Here is a 12603-nt window from a genome sequence, read left to right as displayed (position 1 = left end):
ACCACGCCTTACCGTCTTCGTTTCTGCAGTAGATCTCCAACCACCTGGTTGATATTGAGATCATGAACTTAACAGACTTTTCTTCATCCGCTTTATCACTGCTTCCTCCGTTGCTGGCCTTGGGTCTCGCGATTGCAACTCGACGTGTCTTATTGTCGTTGGGTATGGGGATAATCCTTGGCACCGTATTACTGACGGATTTTTCACTTGTGCCCGCTAGTCAGTATTTACTGGACGTGATCACTGGCTTATTTATCGCTGATGGCGGTTTAAACAGCTGGAACTTGAGTATCCTCGCCTTTTTAATATTATTGGGCATGATTACCGCGTTATTATCCTTATCAGGGGGGACGCGCGCGTTTGCGAATTGGGCACAAAGCCGGATTAAGAGTAAACGTGGTGCGAAGTTACTGGCTGCTTTTCTTGGGGTATTCATCTTTGTTGATGATTACTTTAATAGCTTAGCGGTGGGGGCCGTTTCTCGCCCAGTCACGGATCGTTTTCATGTTTCACGGGCAAAACTTGCCTATATTCTCGACTCGACAGCGGCGCCTATGTGTGTGATTACACCGGCTTCCAGCTGGGGTGCCTATATCATTACCGTTATTGGCTCTATCTTGGTTGCGCATGGTGTTACCGATTACACCGCACTGGGTGCGTTTGTCATCATGATTCCGATGAACTTTTATGCCATTTTTGCGCTGCTGTTAGTGTTTGCCGTGGTCTGGTTTCAGCTTGATATTGGCCCCATGCGCCAATTTGAATACCAAGCAAAAAAAGGCAGCCGATTAGGTGATGAAAGCGAACATTGTGCTGATATTTGCGATGATTTAGGCATCGAAGAAAGTGAAAATGGCAGTGTAGCGGATCTGGTGGCTCCGATAGTCGTGCTAGTGATCGCCACGATTAGCGCCATGCTTTACACCGGTGCGCAATCTTTAGCCGCTGATCATCATGCATTCTCTATCCTGGGAGCGTTTGAGAATACCGACGTCGGCATGTCATTACTGTGGGGCGGACTGGCCGGCCTGTTTGTTGCGCTAGTGATGACGGTTAAACAAGGCATTGCTAAGCCCGATATTGCGAAGACGTTATGGGTCGGCGCTAAATCAATGTTTGGTGCGATTCTTATATTGCTATTTGCTTGGTCGATTGGCCATATCATTGGTGATTTACAAACGGGTAAATATTTATCCTCGTTAGTACAAGGTAACCTACCTGCTCAATTGTTACCTGTGGTTTTATTTTTATTGGCCGCAGTGATGGCATTCGCCACGGGCACGTCGTGGGGCACATTTGGTATTATGCTCCCGATTGCGGGGGATCTTGCGGCAGCGACGGATATTGCGCTGATGTTGCCGATGCTGTCTGCGGTATTAGCCGGTGCTGTATTTGGCGATCATTGTTCTCCTATCTCAGATACCACTATTTTATCCTCAACAGGGGCGCGCTGTGGGCATATTGACCACGTCGCCACGCAGCTACCTTATGCAATCGGGGGCGCAGTCGTTGCGACATTTGGCTTCTTAGTGCTTGGCTTTACCGCCTCTTTGTTATGGTCATTAGCCGCGTCGACGCTGGCGTTCATTCTTTTGTGCTCGGGGTTACTTTGGCTTAAAAAGCGGCCCTGTCAATTGAAAGGATAGTCCTTCAAGCCCCGCATAAACGGGGCTTTTCTTTTTCTGCGGGTTCGGTAGCATGCCGGTGTATTGAATGATGTTGGCCCTGAAGTAGGGCGTTACGTGTAGAGACAGTTATGGCCCAGTTATATTTTTACTATTCGGCAATGAATGCCGGTAAATCGACCACCTTGTTGCAATCTGCGTTCAATTATCAAGAGCGTGGGATGCAGCCTTTACTGTTCACCGCCGCGATCGATAATCGCTACGGGCAAGGTAAAATAAGTTCACGTATAGGCCTGGACGCGGATGCACATCTGTATGACAACCAAACGTCGTTGTTTGAGCATGTGGCGGCCATTTTATCTCAGGACAAAGTCGACTGTTTGTTAATTGACGAGAGCCAGTTTTTAACCAAGCAGCAAGTACTGGAACTGACCGATGTCGTGGATAAATTGCGGATCCCTGTCCTATGTTATGGTTTGCGTACCGATTTTCGTGGTGAATTGTTTGAAGGGTCACAGTACTTACTCGCGTGGGCTGACAAATTGGTGGAGCTTAAAACTGTGTGTCATTGTGGACGCAAAGCCAGTCGTGTCATTCGGCAAGACGCTGAAGGCAACGCGATTGCAGATGGCGATCAGGTTGTGATTGGGGGCAATGAACGTTATGTCTCTGTTTGTCGTCGCCACTACAAGCAGATGCTCGGACTGCTCTGAGCAATGGAACCGGTGTGACACACTGAAAAGACAAAAAAGGCGAGCAACAGCTCGCCTTTTCTTCAATTTGGCCGATCGGGATCAGTGCTATTTCACTGCCTCTTGATCGACTGGCACAATTTGGCTGGCATGGTAGCCTTTAGGTCCTTCCTCGACTTCGTAGCTGACGGTTTGCCCCGCTTTTAATGTCTTATATCCATCCATTTGAATCGTAGAGTAGTGAGCGAATACGTCTCCTTCCCCTTCTCCTGGACAAATAAAGCCAAATCCTTTTGCATTGTTAAACCATTTTACTGTACCAGTTTCCATGCGACACATCCTTCTTGCATCAAACTTTGCATACCTCGTGATAAACGCCTTGTCAGCTTCTGGTTAGCCTTGAGCTTGGGATTCCCCCTGGCGCAGACTGACCGAAGCCAACTTGGTCATTTACCTACCACACACTCCACTTTAGTAGATACTTTTAGGCAGTCAAGCGCTGGCTATAACATATAACAAGAATGTAATAATAAATCGAAAAAGTGTGAGGGAGTGACGATAATTCATTAAAGAACAGACATGTCATTTGCATGAATGTCGCACTGTTATCGGTGCTTTTTCGCTCGTGATAAGTGTTGTTTTTATAGTTTTATTTATATAAATCATTGTTTAATAATGCTTTGTTTGAGGGGTGTTTTTTTGTTGTGATTTGACGTTGTTTGCCGGCGCGGTATCGCGTTTACGAATACGTGCTAGCGCAAAATGCGTAAACATGAAGATTTATTGAATAATTGTAAGAAAAAAGAACACAGGATAAGCGAACATATGATCCTGCTGGCGTGGTGATAGCCCATCGGGTAGGTGTATGTTTGCCTTTTTTTTTGTGCACGCATACAGGTGCCCGGTTGGTAACACATTTTCATGGGCTTTGGCATAGCCAGTGAACGAATTTGCGTGTTTCACCCTATATATATGTGCAACGATAAAGCACTACCATGATTAACAATTGCTCAGACAAACGATGTTCGCATTGAAAAGGTTGCTGGAATACAATCTGTAGCTTAACTTTAAAGACAGGTGGACGGGATTCGTGGATGGCAGTGCTGCCCCGCCACACAATGAGCCTTGATACCCTAACAATGCATTGAAGTGGTTATGAGTAATTGGAATCAATGGGGTTTGCCTGACGCAGAGCTTGAGGCGTCAGAAAAAACTAAGTTACAACCGCCATCGATGTACAAGGTGGTGCTCAACAATGATGACTACACTCCCATGGAGTTTGTTATCGAAGTGCTCCAGACGTTTTTTGCCATGGATGTGGACAAAGCGACACAAGTCATGCTGGCGGTGCACTATGAAGGAAAAGCGGTCTGCGGTGTGTTTACTGCCGAGGTCGCTGAAACGAAAGTGGCACAGGTAATGATGTATGCCAAAGAGCATGGCCATCCGCTACTGTGCACGATGGAGAAAGCGTAAGCTGCTTCATCACGCTTTAGCGCGGTTTTTGAGGGAGGTGCCTTTATGCTTAACAAAGAACTTGAAGCAAGTTTGAACGGCGCGTTTGCACGTGCGCGTGAAAAACGCCACGAATTTATGACGGTGGAGCACCTGCTTCTCGCGTTAATCGAAAATGCGGCGGCGCATGAAGCGCTGGTGGCATGCCGAGCTGATCTGGAGGCGCTACGCAAAGAACTCGACGCGTTTATTGAACAAACCACACCGCTGATCCCGGCGGATGATGAGTCGCGAGAAACACAACCCACGTTGAGCTTCCAGCGCGTCTTGCAACGGGCCGTGTTCCATGTTCAGTCATCGGGGCGCAGCGAAGTCAGTGGTGCGAACGTGCTTGTCGCTATCTTCAGTGAGCAAGAGTCGCATGCGGCTTATTTATTGAAGAAAAATGATGTCAGCCGCTTAGACGTGGTGAACTATATCTCCCACGGCACCACCAAAGACGACAGTGAAGATCTTCCCAGTAGCGATATGGGGACAGAAGAAGCGGGCGCCGACCCAGGTGAAGATCGCTTAGAAAACTTTGCTACCAACCTAAACCAGTTGGCGCGCGTCGGTGGCATTGATCCCTTGATTGGTCGTGACAAAGAGCTTGAGCGAACCATTCAGGTGCTGTGCCGTCGTCGCAAGAACAATCCATTGCTGGTGGGGGAAGCCGGCGTGGGTAAAACAGCGATTGCCGAAGGGCTGGCGTGGCGCATTGTCGAAGGCCAAGTGCCCGATGTCATTAAAGACTGCGTCATCTATTCGCTAGATATTGGCTCGCTCTTGGCGGGGACCAAGTATCGCGGTGATTTCGAGAAACGCTTTAAATCAATTTTAAAGCAGCTTGAGAAAGAAGATCATGCCGTACTTTTCATTGATGAGATCCACACTATCATTGGCGCGGGTGCGGCAAGTGGCGGCCAAGTCGATGCTGCAAACTTGATCAAGCCGCTACTGAGCAGCGGTAAGTTACGTTGTATTGGTTCGACAACCTACCAAGAGTACGGCTCTATCTTTGAGAAAGAGCGTGCATTGGCGCGTCGCTTCCAAAAAATTGATGTGTTGGAGCCGTCTATCGACGATACCACCAAGATCTTGATGGGCTTGAAACCGAAATACGAAGCTCATCATGAAGTGCGGTATACCAACAAAGCGATTCGTGCGGCGGTTGAGTTGTCGGCAAAATACATCAATGAGCGCCACCTTCCTGACAAGGCGATTGACGTGATTGATGAAGCGGGCGCGCGATGCCGAATGGCACCTGCGAGTAAGCGTAAAAAAACCGTCAACGTGCCTGATGTTGAAACCATGATTGCAAAAATGGCACGGATCCCGGAGAAGTCGATATCTTCTTCCGATAAAGATGTGCTGCAGTCGCTAGACGACAAACTTAAGATGTTGGTGTTTGGGCAAGATACTGCGATCACGGCATTGTCAGAGGCAATTAAACTCAGTCGTGCCGGCTTGGGTGATGATAACAAACCCGTGGGGTCGTTCTTGTTTGCTGGGCCAACAGGTGTGGGCAAAACAGAGGTGACCGTGCAGCTTGCGCGTGCCATGGGCATTGAACTCCAACGTTTTGATATGTCCGAATACATGGAGCGTCACACCGTTAGCCGCTTGATTGGTGCACCACCAGGTTATGTTGGCTACGATCAAGGCGGCCTGCTGACGGATGCGGTGATTAAGCATCCTTACAGTGTGGTGCTGCTTGATGAGATCGAGAAAGCGCATCCTGACGTGTTTAACTTGTTACTCCAAGTCATGGATAATGGCACACTGACTGACAACAATGGCCGCAAAGCCGATTTCCGTAATGTTATCTTGGTGATGACAACCAACGCCGGGGTGGCGGAAACGGTACGTAAGTCCATCGGTTTGATTCAGCAGGATCACAGCCATGATGCAATGTCGGAAATTAAAAAGGTATTTTCACCTGAGTTCCGTAATCGTCTCGACAATATCATCTGGTTCAATCACTTGGATGAGCAAGTCATCTTGCAAGTGGTGGATAAATTTATTGTTGAGCTGCAAGCGCAACTGGATGCTAAAGGTGTTTCACTCGAAGTGACATCGGAAGCCAAACAGTGGTTGGCAGAAGAGGGCTACGATAAGTCGATGGGTGCGCGACCGATGGGGCGTGTGATTCAAGATAATCTGAAAAAACCATTAGCGAACGAACTGCTCTTTGGTTGTTTGGTCAATGGAGGAACGGTTCGAGTGGTATTGAAAAACAACCGCTTGGACTTCCAGTTCAGTGATCAAATGGAGCCAGCGTAACGGCAGTTGCTCACGTAAGTGTTCATTAAAGCAAGCGTTCACCAAAAGCAAAACCCGGCCTGAGAGCCGGGTTTTTTTGACCGCGTTCGGAGGATTAACGCGAACGGAAAACGATGCGACCTTTCGACAAATCGTAAGGGGTCATTTCAACAGTGACTTTGTCGCCGGTCAGGATGCGGATGTAGTGCTTACGCATCTTGCCTGAAATGTGGGCAGTCACCACGTGACCGTTTTCTAGTTCTACGCGGAACATAGTGTTAGGCAGCGTATCCAATACGGTGCCTTGCATTTCAATTACGTCTTCTTTTGCCATTGAATCCTCTTAGGCTTATTCTGATAGCCAATTTTTTGACCGACAGATAATGCCTCTATTCTGAAAGTCTGTAAAGTTCGGGTGCGAATTTTACCCTGTTGGGGCGCACCTTGCTAGAAAAAATAGCGACTATTGTGGAATAACTGGCCAGGAAAAGGCCCGCCACTGCTGATTAATAAAGCGTTGGTGGGGATAATAGTCCGCTTTATAGCGCATCGCGGCGCAGGCATCGATTTGGTAGCCCAAATACAGCCAAGGTAACTGCATCGATTTTGCTAGCTGGAGTTGCGCTTGAATACTCACACGTCCTAATGAAAATCGGTGCTGGGGGTCAAAAAACGTATATAAGGCACTAAGGCCGTCATCCACCACATCGATCACTGCCACGGCGATCAAGCGTGAACGCTGTTCTTCATTTTGATACAGATGAATAAAGCGCGGGGTTAGCCAATCACTATGGATAAAATCTAAGAAGTCTTGCCGTTTGGCCGGGTACATGTTGCCCTCTGAGTGACGGGCGGTAATATAGCGGTCATACAACTCGAACCAGTGGTCATCTAACTGGTCACTGACGTGCATAGTGAGGCGCTTGAGCTGGCTGCGATGCCGCTTTTGACTTTTTGATGGGCGGTAATGGTCGACATCGACTCTCAACGCTTGGCAAGCCTGACAAGAAGGGCAATGAGGACGGTAGATGAGATGACCGCTTCGCCGAAAGCCTGCCGCTAACAGCGCACCATAACGTTCGCGTTGATGGTATTCTGGAGACATCACCACCGCGAGTTGCTCAGTTTGATCAGTAAGATACTGGCAATCAGCGCCTGGTGTGACACCAACTTGGATTCCAACACTCATGTTATTCTCCAATCGGTAAGATGTTGCGGTGGGTAGCCATCAGCAATAGGGCGGTCACGATGTGCGTGAAGTGCGTCGATAAACGTATGACGTGACCAAGGTTGCGCACCTAATGACGCTAAATGCGGTGTCATCATTTGGCAATCAATATATTGCCCTCCTTGGTGAGCAAAATATTGGCTGAATTGCCACAGCGCGAATTTAGACCCATTCGTTGTGCTTGAAAACATGGACTCACCGCAGAAAATGGCCCCCACCGACACACCGTATAATCCGCCGACTAATGTATTGCCTTGCCATACTTCCACGCTGTGGGCATCACCTTGATGATGAAGCTGGCAATAGGCCGCTTGCATTTCGTGCGTGATCCAAGTTTGCTCCGGCCCTCGAATCTCGGCACAGATAGCAATAACGCGCTCAAAGGCCTGATTCAAAGTAACCGTCATTCCGGACTTTCTCGCTGCTTTTTGTAAGCTTCTGCTGGCGTGAAACTCGGTTGGCTGAATGATGGCCCGCTCACTGGGTGACCACCATAACAGCGGGTCATCTTCACCAAACCACGGGAAAATCCCATTGCGATACGCAGACATTAGCCGAGCAGGGCTAAGATCCCCCCCGATGGCAAGCAAGCCATCGGGATCATCCAGCGCCTCGGTGACGGGAGGAAAACGAACGTCATCTTGCGCTAAAGGAGGCAAATAGAGGGTCATCGTGTGCTCTCTGATTTACAGCCGATGCATCAATTGTGCATAGCGTCCATTGGCATCGATCAATGACTGATGCGTCCCTTGTTCAACAATCTGACCGGCATCCATTAAGCAGACAGTGTCCATCTGCTCCAAGCCAACAAGACGATGGGTAATGATCACCACTGTTTTATCTTGGCAATGGGTTTTCAATAAAGACAGGATTTCGGCTTCAGTTTGCACATCTAAGCCTTCTGTCGGTTCATCTAAGAGCATAATCGGGGCCGAATGCAATAAACCACGCGCGATACCTAAACGACGGCGCTCACCGCCTGATAACTGGCGTCCACCATCGCCTAGCCAGGTGTCTAAGCCTTGCCCTTCTAATAGGCGCGCTAACCCGACCTGCGTCAATGCCTGAGATAATGCCGAGTCTGAGGCATTTGGACGGGCGAGAATGAGATTATCGCGGAGTGAGCCGTTAAAGAGATCAACCCGTTGCGTCACCACAGACATAGCATCACGTAACCTAGACTCATCCCACTCGCTCAACGGAACACCATCGAGTGTAATTTGCCCCTGAGTCGGATCCCATGCACGCGTCAGCAAGCTCATAAGGGTCGACTTACCACAACCTGTACGACCTAATAGCGCGACGGTTTGCCCTGCTGTGATGTCCAGCGAGACTCTTGATACCGCCTCTTGTGCCGCCCCAGGGTATTGATAGCTCACCTTATTCAAGCCAATTGATCCTGTTACCGGTCCTTTGTGGCCATCGAGAGGGAAAGGAACACTGGGTGGGCGTTCTGTGATGGCGTTGAGTCGTTTTGCGGCCGTGAGCGTTTTGCCTAAATACTGGAAAGCTGCCGTAATCGGCATCATCAGCTCAAAGCTTGCCATGGTCGTAAACGCTACCATGGCGATGAGGGGGCCTGGCGCACGATCGCCAACGCCATCGGCTGCCAGCCAAATCATCAAGACTAACGTGAGTCCGGTGGCTGCGATTAGCACGGCGTTAGCCCACCCTGTGATACGGGCCATATTCGCTTGCGCATTGAGCATCGCTTGTTCGCTGTCGTCAATGCGCGCACGATATCGCTCACGAGCGCCAAATAAGGCTAATTCTGCATGGCCTTGCAGCCAATCTAGCAGGGCAACGCGGGTTGCGGCATTTTGTTCTAGTTGATCTCGGCCCTGATCCTTGCCCAGACGATAGAAAACGATCGGTAGACTGACAAGCAGTACCAGCAAACTCAGACCCAAGGCAATACCAAGCGTCGGATCAAACCAGCCCAAGAATAAGCTCACGGCTAATACGCCCAGTACACCCACAATCATGGGGCTAATAAGGCGTAGATAAACATGATCCATGGCGTCGACATCCGCCACCATGCGGTTAAGCAAATCACCATCACGCATATTCAGACGATGGTCGGGGACTAACGGCGCCAATTTACGGAAAAACGACACGCGGAGATCAGCAAGTAACTTGAAAGTAGCGTTATGGCTGACCACACGTTCCGCCCAGCGACCAAAGGTGCGGCCAATAGAAAACCCACGCACGCCCGCGGCTGGCAACATATAGTTAAAGGTGGCGATGCCTGCGATACCGGCCACTGCCGCTGCGGCAATGAACCAGCCAGAGAGAGTGAGCAAGCCAATGGCGGCAAATAAAGTGGCAAACGCGAGGACAATGCCCAAACTTAAGCCAAACCAATGACGTTTATACAAGCGTAGATACGGCAGGAGTTCACGCATCAAGATTTCTCCTATCGGCTGAAGCCAGCATCTCTGCCAGCGGCCCTGTGTGCGCTAATTGATGATACTGGCCTTGTTGAACCAGCTTTCCGTCGGCCATCAACCAGACTTGATCACTGTTAGCCAGTGCATCTAGACGGTGAGAGACCTGGATGCAGGTTTTAGCCTGAGTGGCAGCATGTAAGCTTTCAATGACCAGCTTTTCACTGTGTGCATCCAGGCTCGCAGTCGGTTCATCTAGCACCCATAACGCACCGTCTTGCAACAAGGCGCGTGCGACAGCGACACGCTGCGCTTGGCCGACGGATAAGCCGCCATTACGATCACCGACGGCGTGCGCAAGGCCATTTTTTAACCGCATCACGAATTCATCCACATAGGCTTGTGTCATCACCTGGTTAATCGTTTCTGGACTCGCATCGGGGTTGGCGAGCGCGATATTATCGCGAATACTGCCATGGAACAGTTGTGGATTTTGTCCCACCCAGCTAATGGCTTGTCGCCAATGCGAAAGTGCCAGCTCACTGCGTTCACAGCCATTAATGGTCAAGCTACCTCGGTAGGGAAGAAAGCCGAGTAACGCATTGAGTAAGCTAGATTTTCCGGCGCCACTTACGCCAACCAGTGCGATATGTTCACCGGGTTTAATATGAAAATTCATGGGACCGGCGAGTACCTGGCCATCTGGGCTGAGCACTTCGAGATCCTCGGCAGTGATGGTGACCGTGGCCAAGTCGGGAGTTGCTTCTCCTTGCGTGCCTGTATCAGGCTCAGCGTTTAAAAATGTGACAATCGATTCAGCAGCCCCAATCGCTTGCGCTTTGGCATGATAAAAGGTACCGAGATCGCGAAGCGGTTGGTAAAACTCCGGTGCCAGCACCAGCACAAACAAGCCGGTAAAGAGCGAAATAGGCGCACCATAATGACCAAAGTCAAGCTCACCGATAAAACTAAAACCAAAATACACCGCCACAACCGCAATCGAAATCGCCGTAAAAAACTCAAGCACCGCAGAAGATAGGAACGCGAGACGTAATACTTCCATCGTTCGTTGACGGAACGTATGTGACGCCAGGTGTAACTGATCGGCTTCGGCATCAACGCGATTAAATAGTTTTAGTGTGGGTAGGCCACGTAAACGATCGTAAAAATAGCCGGATAAACGCTGCAGTGCTTTAAAATTCTTGCGGTTAGCATCGGCAGCTTTCATCCCGACCAGTGCCATAAACAGGGGAACCAGCGGTGCTGTGATTAAAAAGATCAGCCCAGATGCCCAATTGATTGGAAACACGACGACTAAAATCACTAAGGGGATCAAGACTGCGATCGCCATTTGGGGTAAGTAACGAGCGAAAAAGTCCTGTAACTCCTCAACCTGCTCAAGGATCAGGCTTGCCCAGCTCCCCGCGGGTCGCCCTTGAATACTCACAGGTCCAAGCGCATGAAGTCGGTTGAGTATTAACTGGCGAATGTGTTGCCGAATGACCTCACCACAGCGATAGCCAGTTTGTTCTTTGGCCCAACTACACCCAGCACGGGCTAAAACAACGCCGACCAATGTGAGAAAACTTGGCAGTAAGGCGTATTTATCGGTTTGCTCAATAATCAGTTGATGCAGCAGGTGGGCAAGAAGTGCTGCTTGGGCAATCAAAAGCACACCAGAGAGGAGTGCAATGCTAATCGTCGCAACTAACCAGGGTTTGGCTAACGTGCTCTGCGACTTGAGCCATTGGGTTAGCGCCCGCTGTTTAGATTTATCCATATCATCTTATTATTCTATCAAAGCCTGCCAACAGGCTGGGCAGGCCATCGAATGATAGCCTGCATGAGCGCGAGAAATTACTGATTCGCGAGTGCGTCGAGATAACGCTCGGCATCTAGAGCCGCCATACAGCCGGTCCCTGCAGAGGTAATCGCTTGACGGTATACGTGGTCCATGACATCACCAGCCGCAAATACGCCTTCGACGCTTGTCTGGGTTGCATTGCCACTTAGGCCTGATTCAACCTGGATATAGCCGTTTTCCATTTTCAGCTGGTCAGCAAAGATGTCTGTGTTAGGTTTATGGCCAATCGCAACAAAAACACCCATCACATCAAGGGTTTCAGTCTCATCGCTTTGTGTGTCTTTTAAGCGCGCTTGTGTCACGCCCATTTCATCGCCCAACACTTCATCCAATACCCGGTTAGTGTGCAGGACAATATTACCGTTCTTCACTTTGTCCATCATACGATCGACCAGAATTTTCTCAGCACGGAAGGTATCGCGACGATGGACAACATGCACTTCAGAGGCGATGTTAGAAAGGTATAAGGCTTCTTCGACTGCCGTATTACCGCCACCAATTACCGCCACTTTTTGGTTGCGATAGAAAAAGCCATCACAGGTCGCACAGGCGGATACGCCACGTCCCTTAAACGCGTCTTCAGACGGTAAGCCAAGGTATTGCGCAGACGCCCCCGTCGAAATAATCAAGGCATCGCAAGTGAACTCGCCGTTGTCGCCTTTTAGGCGGAAAGGGCGTGAGGATAAATCCACGTCATTGATGTGATCAAAAATAATCTCGGTATCGAATTTTTCTGCGTGGGCTTTCATGCGATCCATTAATGCGGGACCGGTTAGTCCTTCCGGATCGCCAGGCCAGTTTTCAACATCCGTGGTGGTGGTCAGCTGACCCCCTTGTTGCATGCCTGTTACCATAACAGGGTTTAAATTGGCACGAGCCGCGTAAACAGCCGCGGTGTAGCCCGCTGGGCCTGAACCAAGAATCAATAGGTTCGCATGCTTAATGTTACTCATTCACGTCTCCGAGCAGGAAAGAGGTTCGTTTTTTTGAATGGAGTGATTGTAGGTAAATTGGAAGGCTAAAGAAAGGGCACCGTGATGGTGCCCTCTAT

Annotated in this window: 11 protein-coding genes; 4 read left to right on the top strand and 7 right to left on the bottom strand. The window is 49.6% G+C overall.

What is annotated here, in order from left to right; genetic code table 11:
- Window positions 1-62: 62 nt before the first annotated feature.
- Together BZG75_RS00350 and BZG75_RS00345 are read left to right on the top strand one after the other, a co-directional pair.
- Window positions 63-1646: a Na+/H+ antiporter NhaC family protein gene (locus tag BZG75_RS00350; protein WP_021022431.1), complete on the top strand. Its 1584-nt coding sequence runs from the start codon at window positions 63-65 to the stop codon at window positions 1644-1646.
- A gap of 110 nt (window positions 1647-1756) precedes the next feature.
- The gene (locus BZG75_RS00345; RefSeq protein WP_021022430.1) at window positions 1757-2338 is read left to right on the top strand and encodes a thymidine kinase; all 582 of its coding nucleotides are present in this window, start codon (window positions 1757-1759) and stop codon (window positions 2336-2338) included.
- A gap of 87 nt (window positions 2339-2425) precedes the next feature.
- Here BZG75_RS00345 and cspD read toward each other — a convergent pair whose 3' ends face one another.
- Window positions 2426-2647, bottom strand: coding sequence for a cold shock domain-containing protein CspD (cspD, locus tag BZG75_RS00340; RefSeq protein WP_021022429.1), 222 nt, complete (start codon window positions 2645-2647; stop codon window positions 2426-2428).
- A gap of 825 nt (window positions 2648-3472) precedes the next feature.
- Between cspD and clpS the strand changes: the two genes are divergently transcribed.
- Together clpS and clpA are read left to right on the top strand one after the other, a co-directional pair.
- On the top strand, window positions 3473-3793 hold the full coding sequence (clpS, locus tag BZG75_RS00335; RefSeq protein WP_021022427.1) for an ATP-dependent Clp protease adapter ClpS: 321 nt from the start codon (window positions 3473-3475) through the stop codon (window positions 3791-3793).
- Between the two features lie 45 nt (window positions 3794-3838).
- Window positions 3839-6094 (top strand): ATP-dependent Clp protease ATP-binding subunit ClpA, encoded by a 2256-nt coding sequence (gene clpA, locus BZG75_RS00330; protein ID WP_077575859.1) that lies wholly within the window; start codon window positions 3839-3841, stop codon window positions 6092-6094.
- A gap of 94 nt (window positions 6095-6188) precedes the next feature.
- Here clpA and infA read toward each other — a convergent pair whose 3' ends face one another.
- From infA to trxB, 6 genes are all read right to left on the bottom strand, one after another.
- Window positions 6189-6407, bottom strand: coding sequence for a translation initiation factor IF-1 (gene infA, locus BZG75_RS00325; RefSeq protein ID WP_021022425.1), 219 nt, complete (start codon window positions 6405-6407; stop codon window positions 6189-6191).
- Window positions 6408-6536: 129 nt separating this feature from the next.
- Window positions 6537-7262 (bottom strand): arginyltransferase, encoded by a 726-nt coding sequence (locus tag BZG75_RS00320; protein WP_077575858.1) that lies wholly within the window; start codon window positions 7260-7262, stop codon window positions 6537-6539.
- Window positions 7259-7972: a leucyl/phenylalanyl-tRNA--protein transferase gene (aat, locus tag BZG75_RS00315; RefSeq protein WP_077575857.1), complete on the bottom strand. Its 714-nt coding sequence runs from the start codon at window positions 7970-7972 to the stop codon at window positions 7259-7261. Before aat ends, BZG75_RS00320 begins: the two co-directional genes overlap by 4 nt.
- 15 nt (window positions 7973-7987) lie before the next feature.
- Entirely contained in the window at window positions 7988-9706 is a 1719-nt protein-coding gene (gene cydC, locus BZG75_RS00310) for a heme ABC transporter ATP-binding protein/permease CydC (RefSeq protein ID WP_077575856.1), read from the bottom strand.
- Complete coding sequence (gene cydD, locus BZG75_RS00305; RefSeq protein ID WP_077575855.1) at window positions 9699-11468, bottom strand: heme ABC transporter permease/ATP-binding protein CydD; 1770 nt, start codon at window positions 11466-11468, stop codon at window positions 9699-9701. The genes cydC and cydD overlap by 8 nt, the downstream gene beginning before the upstream one ends.
- Window positions 11469-11545: 77 nt before the next feature.
- Window positions 11546-12505, bottom strand: a complete 960-nt coding sequence (gene trxB, locus BZG75_RS00300; RefSeq protein WP_077460191.1) for a thioredoxin-disulfide reductase — start codon at window positions 12503-12505, stop codon at window positions 11546-11548.
- Window positions 12506-12603: the final 98 nt, after the last annotated feature.

The organism is Salinivibrio sp. AR640 (assembly GCF_001995405.1).
Classification (GTDB): domain Bacteria; phylum Pseudomonadota; class Gammaproteobacteria; order Enterobacterales; family Vibrionaceae; genus Salinivibrio; species Salinivibrio costicola.
The sequence above is the reverse complement of the archived record's forward strand: the minus strand, read 5'-3'. Positions and strand labels throughout refer to the sequence as shown.

What these genes read in the sequence shown, in the direction of transcription:
- clpS (WP_021022427.1), top strand. Translation starts at nt 3,473, where the DNA reads ATGAGTAATTGGAATCAATGGGGTTTGCCTGACGCAGAGCTTGAGGCG.
- BZG75_RS00350 (WP_021022431.1), top strand. Translation starts at nt 63, where the DNA reads ATGAACTTAACAGACTTTTCTTCATCCGCTTTATCACTGCTTCCTCCG.
- BZG75_RS00345 (WP_021022430.1), top strand. Translation starts at nt 1,757, where the DNA reads ATGGCCCAGTTATATTTTTACTATTCGGCAATGAATGCCGGTAAATCG.
- clpA (WP_077575859.1), top strand. Translation starts at nt 3,839, where the DNA reads ATGCTTAACAAAGAACTTGAAGCAAGTTTGAACGGCGCGTTTGCACGT.
- cspD (WP_021022429.1), bottom strand. Translation starts at nt 2,647, where the DNA reads ATGGAAACTGGTACAGTAAAATGGTTTAACAATGCAAAAGGATTTGGC.
- cydC (WP_077575856.1), bottom strand. Translation starts at nt 9,706, where the DNA reads ATGCGTGAACTCCTGCCGTATCTACGCTTGTATAAACGTCATTGGTTT.
- cydD (WP_077575855.1), bottom strand. Translation starts at nt 11,468, where the DNA reads ATGGATAAATCTAAACAGCGGGCGCTAACCCAATGGCTCAAGTCGCAG.
- trxB (WP_077460191.1), bottom strand. Translation starts at nt 12,505, where the DNA reads ATGAGTAACATTAAGCATGCGAACCTATTGATTCTTGGTTCAGGCCCA.
- BZG75_RS00320 (WP_077575858.1), bottom strand. Translation starts at nt 7,262, where the DNA reads ATGAGTGTTGGAATCCAAGTTGGTGTCACACCAGGCGCTGATTGCCAG.
- infA (WP_021022425.1), bottom strand. Translation starts at nt 6,407, where the DNA reads ATGGCAAAAGAAGACGTAATTGAAATGCAAGGCACCGTATTGGATACG.
- aat (WP_077575857.1), bottom strand. Translation starts at nt 7,972, where the DNA reads ATGACCCTCTATTTGCCTCCTTTAGCGCAAGATGACGTTCGTTTTCCT.